Below are 22,383 nucleotides of genomic sequence, written 5' to 3'. Positions count from 1 at the left end.
GCCCCGAAGAGCAGTACTCGCAGCCATGAGATGACCGACAGTGCCGAATAATCAACGTTCCACCCTTGAGCAACCAGCATCAGACGTTCGCTGATGAACTGGCCTCTGACCTCACCCCGAAGGGATCGGTAAGAAGTGCTCCTTAGAAAGGAGGTGATCCAGCCGCACCTTCCGGTACGGCTACCTTGTTACGACTTCGTCCCAATCGCCAGTCCCACCTTCGACAGCTCCCTCCCACAAGGGGTTGGGCCACCGGCTTCGGGTGTTACCGACTTTCGTGACGTGACGGGCGGTGTGTACAAGGCCCGGGAACGTATTCACCGCAGCAATGCTGATCTGCGATTACTAGCAACTCCGACTTCATGGGGTCGAGTTGCAGACCCCAATCCGAACTGAGACCGGCTTTTTGAGATTCGCTCCACCTCACGGTATCGCAGCTCATTGTACCGGCCATTGTAGCACGTGTGCAGCCCAAGACATAAGGGGCATGATGACTTGACGTCGTCCCCACCTTCCTCCGAGTTGACCCCGGCGGTCTCCTGTGAGTCCCCGTCACCCCGAAGGGCACGCTGGCAACACAGGACAAGGGTTGCGCTCGTTGCGGGACTTAACCCAACATCTCACGACACGAGCTGACGACAGCCATGCACCACCTGTACACCGACCACAAGGGGGGCACTATCTCTAATGCTTTCCGGTGTATGTCAAGCCTTGGTAAGGTTCTTCGCGTTGCGTCGAATTAAGCCACATGCTCCGCTGCTTGTGCGGGCCCCCGTCAATTCCTTTGAGTTTTAGCCTTGCGGCCGTACTCCCCAGGCGGGGAACTTAATGCGTTAGCTGCGGCACCGACGACGTGGAATGTCGCCAACACCTAGTTCCCACCGTTTACGGCGTGGACTACCAGGGTATCTAATCCTGTTCGCTCCCCACGCTTTCGCTCCTCAGCGTCAGTAATGGCCCAGAGATCCGCCTTCGCCACCGGTGTTCCTCCTGATATCTGCGCATTTCACCGCTACACCAGGAATTCCGATCTCCCCTACCACACTCTAGCTAGCCCGTATCGAATGCAGACCCGGGGTTAAGCCCCGGGCTTTCACACCCGACGTGACAAGCCGCCTACGAGCTCTTTACGCCCAATAATTCCGGACAACGCTTGCGCCCTACGTATTACCGCGGCTGCTGGCACGTAGTTAGCCGGCGCTTCTTCTGCAGGTACCGTCACTTTCGCTTCTTCCCTGCTGAAAGAGGTTTACAACCCGAAGGCCGTCATCCCTCACGCGGCGTCGCTGCATCAGGCTTTCGCCCATTGTGCAATATTCCCCACTGCTGCCTCCCGTAGGAGTCTGGGCCGTGTCTCAGTCCCAGTGTGGCCGGTCGCCCTCTCAGGCCGGCTACCCGTCGTCGCCTTGGTGAGCCATTACCTCACCAACAAGCTGATAGGCCGCGGGCTCATCCTGCACCGCCGGAGCTTTTAACCCCCACACATGAGTGCGGGAGTGTTATCCGGTATTAGACCCCGTTTCCAGGGCTTGTCCCAGAGTGCAGGGCAGATTGCCCACGTGTTACTCACCCGTTCGCCACTAATCCCCACCGAAGTGGTTCATCGTTCGACTTGCATGTGTTAAGCACGCCGCCAGCGTTCGTCCTGAGCCAGGATCAAACTCTCCGTGAATGTTTTCCCGTAATCGGGAACGACACACACGAGAGCGGAACAGCCAGGCGGAATAAGCCCGACCGTTCACAGCGTCCTCGCTGTATGTTTTCTTCAAAGGAACCTCGTCCCAGACATCAGATGATGACTGGAGACGGGGTATCAACATATCTGGCGTTGATTTTTGGCACGCTGTTGAGTTCTCAAGGAACGGACGCTTCCTTTGTACTCACCCTCTCGGGCTTTCCTCCGGGCTTTTCCCTTCGGTCTTGCGTTTCCGACTCTATCAGACCGTTTCCGGTTCCGATTTCCTCGGTGCTTTCCAGGTTTCCGCTTCCGCGTTTCCCTTTCCGGCGGTTCCGACTTTATCAGAAGTTCTGAGTCGAATTTTCCGGCCCTTCGGGAGTGGCTCCCGTACACGCGAAGTGTCCGGGTTCCCCCTCAGGCGGAGTCGTAAACGTACTGGAGCGGGCCGCCTCGATGCAAATCGAGGCGGCCCGCTCCAGGTTCACGCGTACGAGGGGGTCGTACGACGGTCAGACCTCCACGACGACCGGGAGGATCATCGGCCTGCGCCGATAGTTGTCGGAGACCCACTTGCCGAGTGTCCGGCGGATCAGTTGCTGCAGTTGGTGGGGCTCCACCACGCCGTCCTGGGCCGAGCGCTCCAGGACCTCCGTGATCCTGGGGACCACGTCCACGAAGGCTGAGTCCTCGATGCCGGAGCCGCGGGCCTGGATGTGCGGGCCACCCGTGATCTTGCCGGTGGACGAGTCCACGACGACGAAGACCGAGATGATGCCCTCGTCCCCCAGGATCCTGCGGTCCTTCAGCGCGGGTTCGCCGACATCGCCGACCGAGAGGCCGTCCACGTAGACATAACCCGCCTGGACCTTGCCCGAGATCTTGGCCTTGCCCTCGATGAGGTCGACGACGACGCCGTCCTCGGCGATGACGATCCGGTCGTGCGGGACGCCGGTCATGGCGCCCAGTTCGGCGTTGGCCCGTAGGTGGCGCCATTCGCCGTGGACCGGCATCAGGTTCTTCGGCCGGCAGATGTTGTAGAAGTACAGCAGCTCGCCGGCCGAGGCGTGTCCGGAGACGTGGACCTTGGCGTTGCCCTTGTGGACGACGTTGGCGCCCCAGCGGGTGAGGCCGTTGATGACCCGGTAGACCGCGTTCTCGTTGCCCGGGATGAGCGACGACGCCAGGATCACCGTGTCGCCCGCGACGATGCGGATCTGGTGGTCCCTGTTGGCCATGCGGGACAGGGCGGCCATCGGTTCGCCCTGCGAGCCCGTGCAGACCAGGACGACCTGGCTGTCCGGGAGGTCGTCGAGCGTCTTGACGTCCACCACCAGGCCCGGCGGAACCTTGAGATAGCCGAGGTCACGGGCGATGCCCATGTTGCGGACCATCGAGCGGCCGACGAAGGCGACCCGGCGGCCGTGCTCGTGCGCCGTGTCCAGGACCTGCTGGATGCGGTGGACGTGGCTGGCGAAGCTCGCCACGATGATCCGCTTGCGAGCGCCGCCGAAGACCTGCCGCAGGACGTTCGAGATGTCGCGCTCGGGCGGGACGAATCCCGGGACCTCGGCGTTCGTCGAGTCGGCGAGGAGCAGGTCGATGCCTTCCTCGCTCAGTCGTGCGAACGCGTGTAGATCTGTCAGCCGACCGTCCAGCGGGAGCTGGTCCATCTTGAAGTCGCCCGTGTGGACGACCATGCCCGCGGGGGTGCGGATGGCGACCGCGAGAGCGTCCGGGATCGAGTGGTTGACCGCGACGAACTCGCAGTCGAAGGGGCCGATGCGCTCGCGGTGCCCCTCGGCGACCTCGAGCGTGTACGGCCGGATGCGGTGCTCCTGGAGCTTCGCCTCGATGAGGGCGAGGGTCAGCTTGGAGCCGATCAGCGGGATGTCCGCCTTCTCGCGAAGGAGGTACGGGACCGCGCCGATGTGGTCCTCGTGGCCATGCGTGAGGACGATGCCGTCGATGTCGTCGAGACGGTCCCTGATGGACGTGAAGTCCGGCAGGATCAGGTCGATTCCGGGCTGCTCCTCCTCGGGGAAGAGCACGCCGCAGTCGACGATGAGCAGGCGGCCGCCGTATTCGAAGACCGTCATGTTTCGGCCGATTTCCCCGAGGCCGCCGAGTGGGGTGACCCTCAGGCCGCCCTCGGGGAGCTTGGGCGGCGGGGCGAGTTCAGGATGCGGATGACTCAAAAGACTCTCCAGTACCCATGCGCGCCACGTACCTGTGGGCACGTGGCGCGCATGACGTTCGTGCAAATGCTGTTGTCTGTGTGGGGTGCAGGCGCCGAAGCCCTGCGTATTCAGTTGTGAAGTCCGTTGTCAGAGCTGTACCCCGCCGGCGGCAAGATCGATCTTGAGCTGGGCGATCTCCTCGGGCGAGCACTCGACCATCGGTGAGCGCAGCGGTCCGGCGGGCAGTCCCTGGAGGGTCAGCGCGGCCTTGGTGGTCATGACGCCCTGAGTGCGGAACATGCCGGTGTAGACGGGGAGCAGCTTCTGGTGGATCTCGGTGGCCTTCTGTACGTCACCGGAGACGTACGCCTCCACCAGGGTGCGCAGCTCGGGTGTGACCACATGGCCGACGACCGAGACGAAGCCGACCGCGCCCACGGAGAGCAGCGGCAGGTTCAGCATGTCGTCGCCGGAGTACCAGGCCAGGCCGGTCCGGGCGATGGCCCAGCTTGCGCGGCCGAGGTCGCCCTTGGCGTCCTTGTTGGCGACGATCCGCGGGTGCTCGGCGAGTCGGACCAGTGTCTCGGTGCCGATCGGGACGCCGCTGCGGCCGGGGATGTCGTAGAGCATGACCGGCAGTTCGGTGGCGTCTGCGACCGCCTTGAAGTGCCGGTAGAGGCCCTCCTGTGGGGGCTTGTTGTAGTACGGCGTGACGACGAGCAGGCCGTGTGCGCCGGTGTGTTCGGCCGTGCGGGCGAGTTCGACGCTGTGCTGGGTGTCGTTGGTGCCGACGCCCGCGATGACGTGGGCACGGTCGCCGACCGCCTCCAGTACGGCTCGTACGAGATCCGATTTCTCCGTGTCGCTGGTGGTCGGGGACTCACCGGTGGTGCCGTTGATGATCAGGCCGTCGTTGCCTGCGTCCACCAGGTGGGCAGCGAGCCGCTGAGCGCCGTCGAGGTCGAGTGCGCCGTCCGCCGTGAACGGCGTGACCATGGCGGTGAGGACCCGCCCGAAGGGGGTCTGCGGAGTGGAGGTCGGAGCCATGGGGAACACGCTACTCGCTGCTCAATGCGGGGTCTGCCCTCGGGGCAGGCGACAAGTCGTGACAAATGTGGAGCCCGGCACTGCCTGCTCGGGGGTTCAAGCAGTGCCGGGTCCGTTTGATCAGGCTAGATGAACTTCTCCAAATGCCGCAATACGGACACTTCGTGCGGCCCATCCGTACATGTGTGCCCGATCGGCAAACAGAGGTGCGCTACGGGGCGACACGACCGTTGGTATTGAAGGCCGAGTAGGTGAGCGGCATGAGCTTGGCCCACTGCTCCTCCATCTTCTCGCCGACCATCTCGATCTCCCGCTGCGGGAAGGACGGGACCTTCGCCAGCTCGTGCTGCGTGCGCAGGCCGAGGAAGTGCATCAGCGAGCGTGCGTTGCACGTGGCGTACATCGAGGAGAAGAGGCCTACGGGGAGGACGGCTCGGGCCACCTCGCGGGCTACGCCGGCCGCGAGCATCTCCTGGTACGCCTCGTACGCCTGGCGGTACGAGTCCTCCATGGTGCGGCCGACCAGCTCCTGCTGGGCCTGGGTGCCCTCCACGAAGACGTACTTGCCCGGGCGGCCCTCCTGGACCAGCTTGCGGGACTCGCCGGGGACGTAGAAGACGGGCTCGAGCTCCCTGTACCTTCCCGATTCCTCGTTGTACGACCAGCCCACCCGGTGCCGCATGAACTCGCGGAACACGAAGATCGGGGCGCTGATGAAGAAGGTCATCGAGTTGTGCTCGAAGGGGCTGCCGTGCCGGTCCCGCATCAGGTAGTTGATCAGGCCCTTGGAGCGCTCGGGGTCCTTGCCCATCTCCTCCAGGGACTGTTCGCCGATCGTCGAGACGCGGGCGGCGAAGAGCACGTCCGCGTCGGACGCGGTGTGCTTGACCAGCTCGACGGTGACATCGCTGCGGAAACTGGGCTTGAGGTCGTCGGCGGGAGTGTCGGTCACGGCTCGGAGGGTCCTTCCATCACGTCTCTCGGGCGGCGCCCACTCTACGGCCCGGCACCGACATCGGGGCGTTCGGTGCCGTGCCCCGACATTCGTTGGCGAACTTCTGCGAATTCGGCGAAACAGGGCACCAATTGAGGCGTTCGCTCGTCTGTCTTGGTGAGAGCCACCCGTTCGAGACCGAACCGACCCCAGAGGGGAGAAGCACCACCGATGTTCAGTCGGCGCGAACCCGTCCCGTTCGCCTTCATCGCCGAGACCGACCGCTTCCGCAGCAATGTCACACCGCCGCCGCGCGAGCGTGCGTCCACCGGCCAGATAGCCGGGCGTTGGCTCCTGGGCCTCACCATCATCGCCGGGATCGTGGGCTCCCTGGTCCTCGGTATGCCGGCGCTGTCCCAGAACAACCTCTCGACGCAGAACCAGCAGTCCCAGGCCGCCGACAACCGCTGACCAGGCATTCAGCCGACAGTGACTCATCCGGACCCCCAAGGGTGGTGAGCGGGAAGACGGCCGGATAGCCTCACCGGGCACAGCCCACGCATGGAATTCAGTGAGGACACCAGCCGTGCCCCTGCCCTTCCTTACGGCCGACCGCGCGTTCGAGGCCGCGGACGAGCTCGCGCTGCCGTTCGACGACCGCGACCGCTGGCGGCGCCCCTACCGGCCCGGACCTTGGCGGGTGGCGGTGTCGGCGCTCGTGCTGCTGCTCGCGTCGTACGTGCTGTTCGCCGCCGTCATCATCGCGTTGACCGGCTCGCGGTCCGAGGCCGGGGTGATCCTCGGTATCGCGGTGGCCGTCATCCTCTGTGCCCTGCGGCTGCTGCGCATGGGCGTATGGGTGAGCGCGCGCGGGCTGCGCCGGGTGCGGTTCTTCTACACGGTCACGGTGCGCTGGGACCGGGTCGCCGCCGTGCGCACGGTGCAGCAGCCGGTGCGCTGGCTCGGGCTGCCGCGCACGGTGCAGGGACAGGCGCTGCTCCTCGTGCGGAAGGACCGTGCTCCCGAGGACGTGGCCGCACTGCTGACCACGCACGACATCGACTTCCTGGCGCGTTTCTCCTCCTTCGACCGGGCAGCGGACTCGATCGAGGTGTGGTCCGACGAGTACCGGCGGAACTGACCGACGAGAAGCAACGCGAAGGGGCCGGCCCGCGGTGAGCGCGGGCCGGCCCCTTCGGCGTGCGGCTGTGTTGCGTCCTGCGCGTCAGGCCTGGACGGGGCGGCCGTCATGCAGGGCGATCGCGCGTTGCATCGCCTTGCGGGCGCGCGGGGTGTCGCGGGCGTCGTGGTAGGCGACGGCCAGGCGGAACCAACTGCGCCAGTCGTCGGGGGCCGCCTCCGTCTCGGCCTTGCGCTTGGCGAAGACCTCGTCGGCGGAGTCGCGGTCGATACGGCCGCCGGCGGTGCGCCTCAACTCGTCGACGGGCAGGCCGCCTTCGGCGTCGAGGAGGGCGGCGAGGCGGTTGGCGTTGCGGACGAACTGGGTGTTCTTCCAGAGGAACCACACGCCGATCACCGGCAGGATCAGGACCGCGATCCCGAAGGTGACGGTGATGACCGTGCCCGACTGTATGAGCATGACGCCGCGGCTGCCGACCAGGACGAAGTAGAAGACCAGGACGGCGGCCGTGACGGCGTAGGTGAGTTTGGCGCGCATGTCGTGAGCCTCAGCCCAGGTCCAGGAAGTGTTCCAGGCCGAAGGTGAGGCCCGGGGTCGTCACCACGCGGCGGGCGCCGAGCAGGATGCCCGGCATGAAGCTGCTGTGGTGCAGGGAGTCGTGCCGCACGGTCAGGGTCTCGCCCTCACCGCCGAGCAGGACCTCCTGGTGGGCCAGCAGACCGCGCAGCCGGACGGAGTGGACGGGGATCCCGTCGACGTCCGCCCCCCTCGCGCCGTCCAGGGCCGTCTCCGTGGCGTCCGGCGCCAGAGCCGTGCCCGCCTTCGCGCGCGCCTCGGCGATGAGCTGGGCCGTGCGCGTGGCCGTACCGCTCGGGGCGTCGACCTTCTTCGGGTGGTGCAGTTCGATGACCTCGACGGACTCGAAGTACGGCGCCGCGATCTGCGCGAACTTCATGGTCAGTACGGCCCCGATGGAGAAGTTGGGCGCGATGAGGACGCCCGTCTGCGGGGACCTGTCCAGCCAGCCGGTGAGTTGGGCGAGGCGTTCGTCGGTCCAGCCCGTCGTGCCGACGACCGCGTGGATGCCGTGGCCCACGCAGAAGTCGAGGTTGTCCATCACCGAGGCGGGGGTGGTCAGTTCGACCGCGACCTGGGCACCGGACTCCGCGAGTGTCTCCAGTGAGTCACCCCGGCCCAGGGCCGCCACCAGTTCCATGTCCTCGGCGGCCTCGACGGCTCGTACCGCCTCGGCGCCGATCCGGCCCTTGGCACCGAGGACCGCCACGCGCAGCTTGCTCATCGTTCTTGCTTCCTTACCGGATACGGGTTCCGAAGGCGGGTGTCAGGCGACGGCGTCGTGCAGTCGGGCCGCCTGTTTGTCCTTGAGCGGGCCGATGACCGACAGCGAGGGCCGCTGTCCCAGGATCTCGCGGGCGACCTCGCGGACCTCGTCCGGGGTGACAGAGGCGATCCGGGCCAGCATGTCGTCGACGGACATCTGCTCGCCCCAGCACAGCTCGCTCTTGCCGATACGGTTCATCAGCGCGCCCGTGTCCTCGAGGCCGAGGACGGTGGAGCCCTGGAGCTGGCCGACGGCGCGGCCGATCTCGTCGTCGGACAGGCCGTGTTCGGCGACCTGGTCGAGTTCGTCGCGGCAGATCTTCAGCACGTCGTGGACCTGCGAGGGCCGGCAGCCGGCGTAGACGCCGAAGAGGCCGCAGTCGGCGAAGCCGGACGTGTACGAGTACACGCTGTAGGCCAGGCCGCGCTTCTCCCGGACCTCCTGGAAGAGGCGGGACGACATGCCGCCGCCGAGGGCCGTGTTGAGGACCCCGAGGGCCCAGCGGCGCTCGTCGGTGCGGGCCAGGCCGGGCATGCCGAGGACGACGTGCGCCTGCTCGGTCTTGCGGCCGATCAGCTCGACCTTGCCCGTGGAGCGCAGCACGCGGCGGCCGTCGCGCGGGGCGATGGGGGCTGCCTCGGGCGTGCGGAAGGCGCCGGCCTTCTCGAAGGCGGCACGAACCTGTCGTACGACCTTGTCGTGGTCGATGTTGCCGGCGGCCGCGACCACGAGGTGGGTCGGGTCGTAGTGCTTCTTGTAGAAGCGGCGGATGCGGTCCGCGGTAAGGGCGTTGACGGTGTCGACCGTGCCGAGGACCGGGCGGCCGAGGGGGTTGTCGCCGAACATCGTGCGTGCGAACAGGTCGTGCACGCAGTCGCCCGGGTCGTCCTCCGTCATGGCGATCTCTTCGAGGATGGCGCCACGCTCTACGTTGACGTCCTCCTCGCGGATCAGGGAGCCGGTCAGCATGTCGCAGACCACGTCGATGGCGAGCGGCAGGTCGGTGTCGAGCACGCGCGCGTAGTAGCACGTGTACTCCTTCGCCGTGAACGCGTTCATCTCGCCGCCGACCGCGTCGATCGCGGAGGAGATGTCCAGCGCGCTGCGCTTGTGCGTGCCCTTGAAGAGGAGGTGCTCCAGGTAGTGCGTGGCGCCGTTCAGGGACGGTGTCTCGTCGCGGGAGCCCACGTGTGCCCAGATGCCGAAGGTCGCGGAGCGGACCGAGGGCAGCGTCTCGGTGACGATGCGCAGGCCGCCCGGGAGGGTGGTCTTACGGACCGTGCCGATGCCGTTGGTGCCCTGGATGAGGGTTTGGGTACGGGCGACGGCCCGCGCCTCCGAGGAGGTGCGGGCCGTCGTCGTGGTGCTGGTCGACGTCACTTGTCGCCGTCGTCCTTCTTGTCGTCCTCGGCGTTCTCTTCACCCTCGATGACGGGGATCAGGGAGAGCTTGCCGCGGGAGTCGATCTCAGCGATCTCGACCTGGACCTTCTGGCCCACGCCGACGACGTCCTCGACGTTCTCCACGCGCTTGCCGCCGGCGAGCTTGCGGATCTGCGAGATGTGCAGCAGACCGTCCTTGCCCGGGAGCAGCGACACGAACGCACCGAAGGTGGTGGTCTTGACGACCGTACCCAGGTAGCGCTCGCCGACCTCCGGCATGGTCGGGTTGGCGATGCCGTTGATCACTGCGCGAGCGGCCTCGGCCTGCGAGCCCTGCGCGGCACCGATGTAGATGGTGCCGTCGTCCTCGATCGTGATGTCGGCGCCGGTGTCCTCCTGGATCTGGTTGATCATCTTGCCCTTCGGGCCGATGACCTCGCCGATCTTGTCCACGGGGATCTTGACGGTGATGATCCGCGGGGCGTTCGGGGACATCTCGTCCGGCGTGTCGATCGCTTCCATCATCACGTCGAGGATGTGGAGGCGGGCGTCACGGGCCTGCTTGAGAGCGGCGGCCAGGACGGAGGCGGGGATGCCGTCCAGCTTGGTGTCGAGCTGGAGGGCGGTGACGAACTCCTTGGTGCCGGCGACCTTGAAGTCCATGTCGCCGAAGGCGTCCTCCGCACCGAGGATGTCGGTGAGGGCGACGTAGTGCGTCTCGCCGTTGATCTCCTGGGAGATCAGACCCATGGCGATACCGGCGACGGGGGCCTTGAGGGGCACACCGGCGTTCAGCAGCGACATGGTGGAGGCGCAGACCGAGCCCATGGACGTCGAGCCGTTCGACCCGAGGGCCTCGGAGACCTGACGGATCGCGTAGGGGAACTCCTCGCGCGTCGGCAGGACCGGGACCAGGGCGCGCTCGGCGAGCGCTCCGTGGCCGATCTCGCGGCGCTTCGGGGAGCCGACGCGGCCGGTCTCGCCGACCGAGTACGGCGGGAAGTTGTAGTTGTGCATGTAGCGCTTGCGGGTCACCGGGGAGAGGGTGTCCAACTGCTGCTCCATGCGGAGCATGTTGAGGGTGGTGACGCCCAGGATCTGGGTCTCGCCACGCTCGAACAGCGCGGAACCGTGCACGCGCGGGATGGCCTCGACCTCGGCGGCCAGGGTGCGGATGTCGGTGACACCGCGGCCGTCGATGCGCTTCTTCTCCTTGATGACGCGCTCACGGACCAGGGACTTGGTCAGCGAGCGGTACGCGGCGGAGATCTCCTTCTCGCGGCCCTCGAACTCCGGGAGGAGCTTCTCGGCGGCGAGAGTCTTGACGCGGTCGATCTCGGCCTCGCGGTCCTGCTTGCCGGCGATGGTCAGCGCGGAGGCGAGCTCCGGGCGGACGGCGGCGGTGAGGGCCTCCAGGACGTCGTCCTGGTAGTCGAGGAAGATCGGGAACTCGCCGGTCGGCTTGGCGGCCTTCGCGGCGAGGTCGGACTGGGCCTTGCAGAGCACCTTGATGAAGGGCTTCGCGGCGTCCAGACCGGAGGCGACGACCTCCTCGGTCGGCGCCTCGGCGCCGCCCGCGACCAACTGGATGGTCTTCTCGGTGGCCTCGGCCTCGACCATCATGATCGCGACGTCGCCGTCCTCCAGGACGCGACCGGCGACGACCATGTCGAAGACGGCGTCCTCGAGCTCGGTGTGCGTCGGGAACGCGACCCACTGGCCGTTGATCAGCGCGACGCGGACGCCGCCGACCGGGCCGGAGAAGGGCAGACCGGCCAACTGCGTGGACGCGGAGGCGGCGTTGATCGCCACGACGTCGTACAGGTGGTCGGGGTTGAGGGCCATGATCGTCGCGACGACCTGGATCTCGTTGCGCAGGCCCTTCTTGAAGGACGGGCGCAGCGGGCGGTCGATCAGGCGGCAGGTGAGGATCGCGTCCTCGGAAGGCCGGCCCTCACGGCGGAAGAAGCTGCCGGGGATCTTGCCGGCGGCGTACATCCGCTCCTCGACGTCCACCGTGAGGGGGAAGAAGTCGAGCTGGTCCTTGGGGTTCTTGGAGGCGGTGGTGGCCGACAGCACCATGGTGTCGTCGTCCAGGTACGCCACGGCGGAGCCGGCGGCCTGCTTGGCCAGGCGGCCCGTCTCGAAGCGGATGGTGCGGGTGCCGAAAGTGCCGTTGTCAATGACGGCCTCGGCGTAGTGGGTCTCGTTCTCCACTAGCGTTTTCTCCGTTACTTGTCGTCTTTCGTCCCTCCCCGCCCGTGTGGCGGGGGGACGGTGGCGGAGAAGCGCTGTCTGGTGCGGGCCGGTCTTCGATCGAAGCACCCGGGGCTTCCTGCCCGGGGGCCACTACCGAGGACCGGCGGCTGCGAGGCGCGCTTCTCCTCGTTCGTTTCGTACGGTGTCGTGCTGTCGTGCTGTCGTGCGTTGTCGTGCCGTGTCGTGCGTATTGCGTTGTGCTACCACACTACAAAGCGGCAGTGACACTCCGCACGTTTCCGCACGTACGGGCAATCCGCACGTACGGCAAAGGGAGCGACTCCCGATCGTTTCGGGAACCGCTCCCTTCACGGCGTCTTACTTGGCGCCCGCCGCACCGCGACGGATGCCCAGGCGGTCCACCAGCGCACGGAAGCGCTGGATGTCCTTCTTGGCCAGGTACTGGAGCAGCCGGCGGCGCTGACCGACCAGGATCAGCAGACCACGACGGGAGTGGTGGTCGTGCTTGTGGGTCTTGAGGTGCTCGGTCAGGTCCGAGATACGGCGCGAGAGCATGGCGACCTGGACCTCGGGGGAGCCGGTGTCGCCCTCCTTCTGACCGAACTCGGTGATGAGCTGCTTCTTCGTAGCGGCGTCGAGCGACACGCGTACTCCTCGTAGTCTGAGATGTGCCACCGAGTGCCCCTGGTCCACTTCTCAGGGGAGCTTCCATAACTCGGGAGGCGGGTATCCGCTGGGCGCTGCCTCCGGAGCGGTGAACTCCAGGGGTGCGTACACAAACGGCCGCTACCCAGCGTACCAGCCTGGGAGGATGCCTCGGTCCAGGTCTGTGAAGGGCTCCGACCGGCGTACATACGGCCACTAGGGTGATCTACATCTACGCGTACATGTAGATCACGTCGGTTCGTCGGGAAGGGGTCGCTTCGCCATGGCGGAGACGGAGCAGGAGATCAAGGCACGCAAGGAGCGGGAGCGGGACGAGCTGTACGCCCTCGACATCTCGGGTGTCGAGTGGCGCAGCGCGCCGGGCACGGAGGAGCACGAGGAGCGCGTCGAGATCGCCGACCTGCCCGACGGAGGGGTGGCGATGCGTTCGTCGCTCGACCCGGAGACCGTGCTGCGGTACACGGAGGCGGAGTGGCGGGCGTTCGTGCTGGGCGCCCGGGACGGCGAGTTCGACCTGGAGCCGGCTCCGGAGGAGCAGTAGTCGTAGGCAGGGAAAAGGGGCGGCACACGCGTGTGCCGCCCCTTTTCCCTGCCTGTACGGCCCCTAACTGGTCATCGCCCGTGCCTGCGCGTACACGTCGAAGACGGCCAGGGACAGCGGGATCAGGGTGAGCAGGACGAAGCTCTCGGCGATCTCCAGGAAGCGGCCCCAGAAGGGGGTGACTCCGCGCTTCGGGGTGATCAGGGCGATCGCGGTGACCAGCACCGTGGCGGCGGCGACCGCCGCCGCGAGCCAGACGCTGCGGATGTCGAGCGAGGTCGCGTCGCCCAGGACCGCGTCCCGCACGTACGCGTGCGGCGGGCTCAGGGCGAGGCCGAGGCCCAGGAAGACGAGCGCGGCGAGGCCCGCGGCGAGGGTGGCGCCGACCTGGGCGGTGTAGCGGAACAGGTGGGCGCGCATCAGCATCGCGATGCCGGTGGCCAGCGCGAGGAGCTGGGCCCAGATGTCGCTGGAGAAGCCGAGGACGATCGAGGCGCCGACGGAGACGAGGGCGCAGCCGCCGACCAGACCGACGAGGAGTTCGTGGCCGCGCCGGGCGCGGGCCGCGATGCGTTCGGCGTCGACGGGCTCCTGGGCCACGGGTTCGGCGTCGCCGTAGCCGCCGCGGTTGGGGTTGGGCGGTTCGAAGCCGATGGGGAGGCGGGCGAAGCGCATGGACAGGCCCGGCAGGAAGGCGAGCGCGCACACCGAGAGCGGGGCGCAGACGGCGGCCGTCTCGATGGGCCTGAGGTCGGTGAGCATCGCGACGAAGGTCGTCACCAGGCCGATCGCGGACGCGAGGACGAAGGCCACGAAGGGGCCGTCGCCGCCGGGCGAGACCAGGGTGAGGACCACGGTGGCGACGAGGACGGCCGCGCAGGCGAGCAGGAACTGCAGCCGCCCGATGCCCTGCCCTTCGGAGAAGGGCAGGAGTCCCGAGCCGGCCACGGCGATGTTCGGGAGCGCGCCCAGGCCCAGGGCGACCGCGGAGCCCCGGTCGTCGTACACACGCGCGCGTACGCAGGCGATGGTGACGAGGAGGATGCCGGCGAGGCCGGCGACGATGCCCTGGAGGCTGTTCATGTCGTGGCGGATCTGGGAGCTCCAGGCCACGAACGCGAGCAGCGTGGGCAGGACGCCGGCCGCGACGAGACCGGCGGCGCGCGTCAACTCGCCGTTCCACAGGGCACGGTCACGGGTGACGGCGGAGGCGACCGCTTCGGAGACGTCGTCGTAGACGGCGGGCGGCAGCGAGTCGGCGAAGGGGCGCAAGGTGAGCAGTTCGCCGTCGAGGATGCGCTGCGCGGCGAAGGAGCGGGCGCCGTCCAGGACGGTGCCGTCGCGGCGCACGAGGTGGTAGCCGACCGGGGCGCCCTCGGCGAGGCTCTGCTGGGACAGCCGCAGGATCTCCGGGTACAGGTCGGCGACCGGTACGTCGTCGGGCAGGGCCACGTCGATCCGGCTGTCGGGCGCCACGATGGTGACGCGGCAGAAGCCGAAGCCCATACTCGCCGCGGAAGGGGCTCCGGTGCCCGATCCACCGGTCGCGCCGGTCGGCGCGGAGGCCGTGATGCTCACCTGCTGTTCCCCCTTGTCAGTGACGGACGGTCCGCGAAGCCGCCGCGCGCGTCCGTCATAGAGATTCCGCCGTAAAGATCCTGTGCAGGTCGTGCCGTGCCACCCGTCACACCGGTCAACAGCGCCGTCGCGCCCGGGACTCGACAGGGACTCGACGGGATCCGCCGACCGCGAACGCTGCGGTTTTGCCCGGTTTTCCCGGAACGATTCGCAACTGCTCACACGTCTCACGGGCACCCTACCGCCCGTCGTTGTCAGTGGTTGTCAGTAGGATCGCGCAGTGCGGATCGGCGTCCGCCCGACACGGGGCGGCGGACGAAACAACTCGGTCCGGCAAGGGAATTGGTGCTTAGTGAGCCAGATCGTCGTCAAGCGCCCGCCGAGGTCGCTGCCGAAGGAAGTGCCCACGGACGAGGTCATGCTGCAGGCTCCGCCGGAGCTGCCGCGGGGCCAGCAGGAGGGCGCGCTGATGCAGCTCCTGCCCATGCTCGGCATGGGCGGGTCGGTGGTGTTCTTCTTCAACTCCAGCGCCGGGCCCTTCATGAAGATCATGGGCATGGTGATGATCGCGTCGACGGTCGCGATGGGCGTCTCGATGCTGGTGCGCTACCGCCGGGGCACCCAGGGGCAGATGGCCGACATGCGCCGTGACTATCTGCGCTATCTGTCGCAGACGCGTCGTACGGCCCTGGAGACCGCGCGGGCCCAGCGCGACGCCCAGTACTACCTGCACCCTTCGCCGGAGCAACTGTGGGCACTGGTCGCCGAGGGCAGCCGGGTGTGGGAACGGCGCACGAACGACGAGGACTTCGGACAGGTGCGGGTGGGCCTCGGCCCGCAGGGACTCGCCACTCCCCTGATCCCGCCGGAGACCGCGCCGGTCGACCAGTTGGAGCCGCTGACCGCGGGCGCGATGCAGCGCTTCCTGGCCACGCACGGCACCCTTGAGGACCTGCCGATGGCGGTCTCGCTGCGCGCCTTTTACCACGTGACGATCAGCGGCGAGCCGGTCACCGTGCGCGGCACCGCCCGCGCGGTCGCCGCCTCCCTCGCCTCGCTGCACTCCCCCGAGGATCTCGTCGTCGCCGTCGCCACCGGGCGTGCGTCGGCGCCCGAGTGGGAGTGGGCCAAGTGGCTGCCGCACGCGCAGGCACAGGAGGTAGCGGACGGCGCGGGCAGCATGCGCCTGATCAGCACCGACCCGATGGAGCTGGAGGAGATGCTCACGGAGCGGCTCCAGGGCCGGCCGCGTTTCCACCCCGCCGGAGCGCCGGTGCCCGAACAGCCGCATCTGGTGGTCGTGTTGGACGGCGTCTCCTTGCCGCCGACCTCCTTCCTCGCCAGCCCCGAGGGCCTCCAGGGGGTGACGATCGTCGAGGTCGTGCCCGGCGACCTCAACAGCGGACGCGGTGACCTCTCGATCGTCGTCCACCCGAAGGAACTCCGCCTGGAGTCGGGCCACGGCATGGTCTACGAAGGCACGCCGGACGTGCTGTCGTACGAGGCCGCCGAGGCGCTGGCGCGCCAACTGGCGCCGCTGCGCATGGTGTCGGGCGGTGACGACGACGAACCACTGCTCGCCAACCTGGAGTTCACGGATCTGCTGAACCTGGGCGACGCGGCCTCCGTCGACCCGAAGCGGACCTGGCGCCCGCGCTCGACGGCCGAGCGGCTGCGGGTGCCGATCGGGCTCGGTGAGGACGGCCGGCCCGTGATGCTCGACCTCAAGGAGGCGGCCCAGGAGGGCATGGGTCCGCACGGGCTGTGTGTCGGCGCGACCGGTTCCGGCAAGTCGGAGCTGCTGCGCACGCTGGTCCTCGGCCTCGCGGTGACGCACTCCTCGGAGACGCTGAACTTCGTCCTCGCGGACTTCAAGGGCGGTGCGACCTTCGCCGGCATGGCGCAGATGCCTCACGTGGCGGCCGTGATCACCAACCTGGCCGACGACCTGACCCTCGTCGACCGTATGGGTGACTCGATCCGCGGCGAGTTGAACCGCCGCCAGGAGATGCTCCGCGACGCGGGCAACTACGCGAACATCCACGACTACGAGAAGGCGCGGGCGGCGGGCGCCCCCTTGCAGCCCGTCCCCTCGCTCGTCCTGGTGATCGACGAGTTCAGCGAACTCCTCACCGCCAAGCCGGACTTCATCGAGATGTTCGTGCAGATCGGCCGTATCGGCCGTTCGCTGGGCGTGCATCTGCTGCTGGCCTCGCAGCGCTTGGAGGAGGGCCGGCTGCGCGGCCTGGAGACCTACCTGTCGTACCGGATCGGTCTGCGTACGTTCTCGGCGGCCGAGTCGCGGGCGGCGCTCGGGGTGCCGGACGCGTACGAGCTGCCGAACGTGCCGGGCTCCGGCTTCCTGAAGTACGGCACCGACGAGATGGTCCGCTTCAAGGCGGCGTACGTCTCCGGGGTGTACCGCACGAGTTCGCAGCAGTCCGCCGCGCTCGGCGGGCCGCTCCCGGTGGACCGCAGGCCGGTGCTGTTCACGGCGGCGCAGGTGCCGGTGCAGTACGCGCCCGTGCCGCGACAGCGGCGGGAGGGCGCGGCGGCCGAGGAGAAGGACGACGCGCTCGCCGACACCGTGCTCGACGTGATCGTGCGGCGCCTTGAGGCGCAGGGTCCGGCCGCCCACCAGGTGTGGCTGCCCCCGCTGGACAGCCCGCCGTCGCTCGACTCCCTGCTGCCCGGCCTCGCCGCCGTACCGGGGCGCGGCATGACGCAGCCTGGCTACGAGGGCGCGGGCCGGCTCATCGTCCCGGTCGGCCTGGTCGACAAGCCGTACGAGCAGCGGCGCGATCCGCTGTGGACCGACTTCGGTGGCGCGGCCGGCCATATGCAGATCCTGGGTGGCCCGCAGTCCGGCAAGTCGACGCTGCTGCGCTCCCTGATCGCGTCGTTCGCGCTCACCCACACCCCGCACGAAGTGCAGTTCTACGCACTGGACTTCGGCGGTGGCGGCCTGTCGGCGGTGGCCGGTCTGCCGCACGTGGGCGGGGTCGCCTCCCGTCTCGACCCCGAGAAGGTCCGGCGCACGGCGGCCGAGGTCTACGGCGTGATGACCCGCCGCGAGGAGTACTTCCGTACGGTCGGCATCTCCTCGATCGCGGAGTTCCGCGCCCGCCGCGCGCGGGGCGACATCTCGGTGACCGACCAGCCCTGGGGCGACGTCTTCCTCGTCATCGACGGCTGGGGCAACTTCCGCACGGACTATGAGGCGTTGGAGCCGCTGGTGCTGGACATCGCGGCCCGCGGCCTCGGTTACGGCATCCATGTGATCCTCACGGCGTCGCGCTCCATGGAGGTCCGCGCGAACATGAAGGACCACCTGATGAACCGGCTGGAGCTGCGGCTCGGCGACCCGATGGACTCGGAGTTCGACCGCAAGGCCGCCGCCAACGTGCCCACGGGCGTGCCCGGTCGGGGCCAGACCCCGCAGAAACAGCACTTCATGGCGGCCGTCCCGCGCATCGACGGCCTGTCCTCCGACACGGACCTCGCGGAGGCTACGACGGCTCTCGCGGCCGAGGTGGCCCGCCACTGGCAGGAGCCCGGAGCGCCCGAAGTCCGCCTGCTGCCAAGGGAGTTCGCGGCTGCCCAACTGCCCCCGGGCGACCGCTTCCCGAACCGGGGCGTCTCCTTCGCGCTCGACGAGGACAACCTGGAGCCGGTGTTCGTCGACTTCGACCAGGACCCGTTCTTCCTGGTCTTCGGCGAGAGCGAGTCCGGCAAGTCGAACCTGCTCAAGCTCATCATCAAGCGCCTCACCGAGCGCTACGACGGCAGCGCGTGCAAGCTCTTCGTGGTCGACAACCGGCGTTCCCTGCTGGGCGTGACCCCGACCTCGCACCTGGCCGAGTACATCCCCATGTCGAACCAGATGCAGCACCACATGGACGCGCTGGCCGATCTGATGCAGCGCCGGACACCGACGTCCGACGTCACACCGCAGCAGCTCCGGGACCGGAGTTGGTGGCGGGGCCCGCAGGTGTTCGTGATCATCGACGACTACGACCTGGTGTCCACGTCGAGCGGCAACCCGCTGTCGGGCCTGACGGAACTCCTGCCGTTCGCCCGGGACGTGGGTGTGCGCTTCGTCATCGCCCGCTCCACGGCCGGTGCGGGGCGGGCCGGTTACGAGTCCTTCATGCAGCGGATGAAGGAACTCGGCGCCCAGGGCGTGGTGTTGGCGGGCGACCCGGCCGAGGGCGACCTCCTGGGCGGCGTACGGCCGCGGCCGATGCCCGCCGGGCGGGGCGTGTTCGTGTCCCGGAAGCGCGGCAAGCCGCTGGTCCAGATCGGCCAGGTCCCGGACATGACGGAGTGACGAAGCCGAGGGCGGGAGCGGCGCGGAAGGCTCTGCGGCGGACCGTCCTCGGTGTCACGCTGCCGGTGGCGCTCGTCGTCTCGGCGGGGTACGGCTGGTACCGGTGGAGCGACACCGGCAAGGGGTAGCGCTACGCGGACAAGCTGGCGACGTACTGCGACGGGCTGATCCCCTACGAGGAGTCGGCCGGCTTCACCTCACTCGACATCGACGCCGGGTTGTCCCGCGATCGGTACAACGGGTTCGACGACGAAGGCTTCGACACCTGCCAGGTCGCCGATCTGCGGGTGGCCGTCGGGCTGGTCGCCGAGGACGTCGTAGGGTCCACGTCCCGTTTCGACATGTTCGACATGCTGCACACCTAGCTGCACACCTAGTTGGCGGACATCCTGCCGGTGGCGCTCGGCGGCGGCTGGTTCGGCTACTCGGACCGGCGCAACACCGCGGTGGTGGTGTCCTGCACCGACAGGCCCGCCTCGCTCGTCGTGTCGACAGCGGGCGGCGAGTCCCACGACAACGACACCGGGGCCCACGCCGTCGCGGAACTCGCGGCGGCCACCGCCCGGAAGGCGACCGAACGCCGGTCGTGCGAGGCCGAGTTCGGCGGCCGCATCCCCGCGCTCGCGTCCGCGCCGGAGCACTCCTCGTCCTCGGACACGCCGAGGCCACGGCAGGTGCCTGCCGTGGCCTCGGCGTGTCCGAGGACGAGGGCATCGTCTGCCGAGGAGACCAAGGCGTCCGGCTCGACCCCGCTGGAGAGCTGCGTACTCGGCGGCGACTCCTACGGCGACGGGGCGCTCTACCACCTGGAAGCCGCCTTCGGCCCCTACGCCCAGCGCCTTCGCTCGCCGTCCACGGAGGCTTTCAGAACGTGGTGAACGTGATGACCTTGCTGTCGTGCAGGAGAAAGACACGGTTCCACCCGAGCCGAGGCCCGTCGACAGCGAGCAGCACGGCAGCGGGACACACCCGCATGCGTCAACTCCTGCCCGTGCACCACAGCGAGCGTCTCGGCCAGCGCTACGACGAGCGCGAGCACCGTCCGCTCGGGGAGCGGACCGGGGTGTGGGCGGGGAGATGGCTGTCGAGCCGGGTGACGATCGTGTAGGGGTCGATCCTGCCGGTCGGCCGTGTCGCGGCCGTAGGACGTCCGCGTTTCGGCGTGGGCGTTGCATCCGGCATGGCCACGTGCATGGGCATGCGCCCATCTTCTCGTTCTCGCCCATGGCTCGGTACGACAGCGGGGTGGACGCCTCCCGCGCGCGTCCACCCCGCTGCCTTCTACGATCCTCGTCCCGCCTACTGGAAGTAGCTGGCGGCCTTCTTGTCGCCTTCCATGTAGGTACCGCCCGACGTGTACACGACGTGGCCGATGCCGGTCAGCGCGGTGTGGATGTCGTTTGCTTCCTTGTCCCAGCGGTGCAGCTTCTCGTTGAAGGTGTTCTGCGCGTCACCCTCCCAGTACTGCAGGCTCTTCACGACCAGCGCGCGAAGCTCCTGAAGGTCCTGCTCCAGTTGCTTCGCCTCGTTGCCGATCTTGGTGGCCGCGAAGTCAAGCCCGTCATAAGTGACGGAAAGGCCGTCGGAGTTACGGCTCATGCGTGTGTACCTCGTCTCGCTCGTATGGGGCTGTGGGAACTGAGTGGGAGTTCAAGAAGAGCTCAATAGAAGCTCAGCAAGAACTCGGCAGGAACTCTCAGTAGGAACTCAGCGAGGACGAGGGCACGGTCGGGGCGCCGTCCTGGAGGTCGATCTTGTTGACCGCCGCGCGGACTTCGTCTTCCTTGCTGTCCTTGATGTTCCGCGTCGCGGTCATCGCCTCGATGACGTCACCGAGAATGGTGCCGATCTTCTGCAGCGACTCATTGATCTCGTACTGCTTCTTGTCGAACGCGGCACGACCAATACCGTGCCACTGACCTTCGAGCCCGTCGATCACACCCTGGAGCCCGTGCACGCGCTTGGCGATGCCGTCGTACTTGTCGAGCATCTGCTTCTGAATATCGACTACTGCGGCATCTTCGAGCTTCTGCTTGTTGGACATGGTCAGCTCACCCTTCTTGTGTTGACCGAATCGCGGTCTGCGTGGATATCCCGGTTACCTGGCTCGCCGTGCGCGCATTACGGCCACGCCGGCCCCGCCGATGACGAGCACGGCGGCGGCGCCACCGAGGGCGATCCAGAGTGTGTTGCTGTTGTTGGACGACTCCGCGCTTGATCCCGCTGCGGAAGTGCCGCCGGTAGAAGTCTTTTGCCGGGCCTCTGACGTGGCCGACGCGGACGGATTCGACGTTGCCGAGGAGGAACTCGCCGACTTGGCCAGCAGGTTGCCGCCGTTCTCCTTCGCGAGCGGGTCGACGTTGGCGGCGCCCGCGTCGTACTTGGCGTTCTCCAACACCTCGCGGGGACGGACAAACCCGTAACCGGCGTACTTGCTCGGGTCGTTCTCCGCCCACGTCCGGCTCGCCGTGTCGATCAGGGAGCGGGTGACCTGGTTGACCGTCCAGTTGGGGTGGGCGGACCAGATGAGGGCGGCGGAGGCTGCGGCGATCGCGGTCGCGGGACTCGTGCCGGCCTTGTCGCAGTAAGAGCGGAAAGTGGTATCGCACCATCCCGGAAATCCATCACCGGGTGCCACGAGGTCGACGTAGTTTCCGTACGAAGAGAACTTCGTGACGGCGAACGAAGAATTAACCGCCGCGATGCCGACCACATAAGGGTAACCAGCGGGATAGTCGATATTGCCAGTACCTTTCCCTGTACCCGCATTTCCCACTGCGGCGACCATCAACTTGCCTTTTGAAGCGGCATACTTGATCGCTTCCTCCTCCGGTGGGCTGACAAACCCTCCGAAGGACATGCTGATGATTTTTGCGTCGGTGTCGGCTGCGGCCCTGATCGCCTGCCACGGCTTAGGCGTCTTCTTCTTCTCCGCCGCACTGGCCTTCATCCCAGTGAAGGAGACGCGATAGGGGACGATCTTCGCGCCCGGTGCCAGTCCCTGCAGGCCACCGTCAGATCCGGTACCGGCAATCAACTCGGCCATGGTTGTCCCATGGCCGACGTAGTCGACCGTCGAGTGGTACGAGACCGCCTTGGGCACCTCGTCGACCAGAACCTGTCCCTTCAACGAAGGCGTATTCGGATTTACTCCGCTGTCGATGACAGCGACCTTTACGCCCTTGCCGGTGCTGACCTTCCACATCTGGTGGACCTGCATCTCGTCCAGGTACCACTGCTTCGACTGAGCGTCGGCAGCACCGGCATTCGGCGCGAATCCCACGCTCACTACAGCCAGGGCGCCGAGGACCGCACCTACGGCACGTACTCGTCCGGCGCGGCGTGTC

At 67.6% G+C, this 22,383-nt stretch carries 19 protein-coding genes, 1 rRNA gene and 1 pseudogene; 7 read left to right on the top strand and 14 right to left on the bottom strand.

The genetic code is table 11. The annotated features are described in order from the left end of the window. Positions 1 to 146: 146 nt before the first annotated feature. The 4 genes from OG223_RS38260 to thyX all read right to left on the bottom strand — a co-directional run bounded on the left by OG223_RS38260 (position 147) and on the right by thyX (position 5,854). Positions 147 to 1,672: ribosomal RNA gene (locus OG223_RS38260) — 16S ribosomal RNA — on the bottom strand. Positions 1,673 to 2,187: 515 nt separating this feature from the next. Next, a complete protein-coding gene (locus OG223_RS38255; RefSeq protein ID WP_329258893.1) occupies positions 2,188 to 3,873 on the bottom strand; it encodes a ribonuclease J in 1,686 nt (561 codons plus the stop codon). A gap of 129 nt (positions 3,874 to 4,002) precedes the next feature. Further along, a complete protein-coding gene (gene dapA, locus OG223_RS38250; RefSeq protein WP_329258890.1) occupies positions 4,003 to 4,902 on the bottom strand; it encodes a 4-hydroxy-tetrahydrodipicolinate synthase in 900 nt (299 codons plus the stop codon). Between the two features lie 211 nt (positions 4,903 to 5,113). Next, a complete protein-coding gene (gene thyX, locus OG223_RS38245) occupies positions 5,114 to 5,854 on the bottom strand; it encodes an FAD-dependent thymidylate synthase (RefSeq protein ID WP_329258887.1) in 741 nt (246 codons plus the stop codon). A 213-nt stretch (positions 5,855 to 6,067) separates the two neighbouring features. On the opposite strand from thyX, the gene OG223_RS38240 reads away from it, so the two are divergent. After that, positions 6,068 to 6,307, top strand: coding sequence for a hypothetical protein (locus OG223_RS38240; RefSeq protein WP_329258884.1), 240 nt, complete (start codon positions 6,068 to 6,070; stop codon positions 6,305 to 6,307). Positions 6,308 to 6,422: 115 nt separating this feature from the next. Next, complete coding sequence (locus tag OG223_RS38235) at positions 6,423 to 6,977, top strand: hypothetical protein (RefSeq protein WP_329258881.1); 555 nt, start codon at positions 6,423 to 6,425, stop codon at positions 6,975 to 6,977. Between the two features lie 84 nt (positions 6,978 to 7,061). Here the strand turns inward: OG223_RS38235 and OG223_RS38230 are convergent, their stop codons facing one another. The 5 genes from OG223_RS38230 to rpsO form a co-directional block, all read right to left on the bottom strand. After that, positions 7,062 to 7,514: a hypothetical protein gene (locus OG223_RS38230; RefSeq protein ID WP_329258878.1), complete on the bottom strand. Its 453-nt coding sequence runs from the start codon at positions 7,512 to 7,514 to the stop codon at positions 7,062 to 7,064. A gap of 10 nt (positions 7,515 to 7,524) precedes the next feature. Further along, a complete protein-coding gene (dapB, locus tag OG223_RS38225; RefSeq protein WP_329258875.1) occupies positions 7,525 to 8,277 on the bottom strand; it encodes a 4-hydroxy-tetrahydrodipicolinate reductase in 753 nt (250 codons plus the stop codon). 42 nt (positions 8,278 to 8,319) lie between these two features. Next, a complete protein-coding gene (locus tag OG223_RS38220; protein ID WP_329258873.1) occupies positions 8,320 to 9,699 on the bottom strand; it encodes a M16 family metallopeptidase in 1,380 nt (459 codons plus the stop codon). Then, the gene (locus OG223_RS38215) at positions 9,696 to 11,918 is read right to left on the bottom strand and encodes a polyribonucleotide nucleotidyltransferase (RefSeq protein WP_329258870.1); all 2,223 of its coding nucleotides are present in this window, start codon (positions 11,916 to 11,918) and stop codon (positions 9,696 to 9,698) included. Before OG223_RS38215 ends, OG223_RS38220 begins: the two co-directional genes overlap by 4 nt. 360 nt (positions 11,919 to 12,278) lie before the next feature. Next, positions 12,279 to 12,566, bottom strand: coding sequence for a 30S ribosomal protein S15 (rpsO, locus tag OG223_RS38210; RefSeq protein WP_019075416.1), 288 nt, complete (start codon positions 12,564 to 12,566; stop codon positions 12,279 to 12,281). 283 nt (positions 12,567 to 12,849) lie between these two features. Here rpsO and OG223_RS38205 point away from each other — a divergent pair, with 283 nt between their 5' ends. Further along, the gene (locus OG223_RS38205) at positions 12,850 to 13,128 is read left to right on the top strand and encodes a DUF397 domain-containing protein (RefSeq protein WP_329258865.1); all 279 of its coding nucleotides are present in this window, start codon (positions 12,850 to 12,852) and stop codon (positions 13,126 to 13,128) included. 63 nt (positions 13,129 to 13,191) lie between these two features. Here OG223_RS38205 and eccD read toward each other — a convergent pair whose 3' ends face one another. Continuing rightward, complete coding sequence (gene eccD, locus OG223_RS38200) at positions 13,192 to 14,706, bottom strand: type VII secretion integral membrane protein EccD (protein ID WP_329258863.1); 1,515 nt, start codon at positions 14,704 to 14,706, stop codon at positions 13,192 to 13,194. A gap of 352 nt (positions 14,707 to 15,058) precedes the next feature. Here eccD and eccCa point away from each other — a divergent pair, with 352 nt between their 5' ends. From eccCa to OG223_RS38180, 4 genes are all read left to right on the top strand, one after another. Further along, positions 15,059 to 19,036: a type VII secretion protein EccCa gene (eccCa, locus tag OG223_RS38195; RefSeq protein ID WP_329258860.1), complete on the top strand. Its 3,978-nt coding sequence runs from the start codon at positions 15,059 to 15,061 to the stop codon at positions 19,034 to 19,036. Continuing rightward, positions 19,033 to 19,164 (top strand): hypothetical protein, encoded by a 132-nt coding sequence (locus OG223_RS38190; protein ID WP_329258857.1) that lies wholly within the window; start codon positions 19,033 to 19,035, stop codon positions 19,162 to 19,164. The genes eccCa and OG223_RS38190 overlap by 4 nt, the downstream gene beginning before the upstream one ends. Positions 19,165 to 19,254: 90 nt before the next feature. Beyond that, the gene (locus tag OG223_RS38185) at positions 19,255 to 19,401 is read left to right on the top strand and encodes a hypothetical protein (protein WP_329258855.1); all 147 of its coding nucleotides are present in this window, start codon (positions 19,255 to 19,257) and stop codon (positions 19,399 to 19,401) included. Positions 19,402 to 19,413: 12 nt separating this feature from the next. Further along, on the top strand, positions 19,414 to 19,914 hold the full coding sequence (locus OG223_RS38180) for a hypothetical protein (protein ID WP_329258851.1): 501 nt from the start codon (positions 19,414 to 19,416) through the stop codon (positions 19,912 to 19,914). Between the two features lie 46 nt (positions 19,915 to 19,960). Here the strand turns inward: OG223_RS38180 and OG223_RS38175 are convergent. The 4 genes and pseudogenes from OG223_RS38175 to OG223_RS38160 form a co-directional block, all read right to left on the bottom strand. Then, positions 19,961 to 20,102: pseudogene (locus OG223_RS38175) on the bottom strand (serine/threonine protein kinase); the annotation flags it as partial. Between the two features lie 233 nt (positions 20,103 to 20,335). Beyond that, positions 20,336 to 20,635, bottom strand: coding sequence for a WXG100 family type VII secretion target (locus tag OG223_RS38170; protein WP_043683472.1), 300 nt, complete (start codon positions 20,633 to 20,635; stop codon positions 20,336 to 20,338). A gap of 97 nt (positions 20,636 to 20,732) precedes the next feature. Beyond that, the gene (locus OG223_RS38165) at positions 20,733 to 21,080 is read right to left on the bottom strand and encodes a WXG100 family type VII secretion target (RefSeq protein ID WP_043683474.1); all 348 of its coding nucleotides are present in this window, start codon (positions 21,078 to 21,080) and stop codon (positions 20,733 to 20,735) included. A 54-nt stretch (positions 21,081 to 21,134) separates the two neighbouring features. After that, positions 21,135 to 22,319, bottom strand: a complete 1,185-nt coding sequence (locus tag OG223_RS38160; RefSeq protein ID WP_329265693.1) for a S8 family serine peptidase — start codon at positions 22,317 to 22,319, stop codon at positions 21,135 to 21,137. Positions 22,320 to 22,383: the final 64 nt, after the last annotated feature.

Source organism: Streptomyces sp. NBC_01478 (genome assembly GCF_036227225.1).
Taxonomy (GTDB): domain Bacteria; phylum Actinomycetota; class Actinomycetes; order Streptomycetales; family Streptomycetaceae; genus Streptomyces.
Note: the sequence above shows the minus strand (reverse complement) of the source record. Positions and strands in the feature narration are given on the sequence as shown.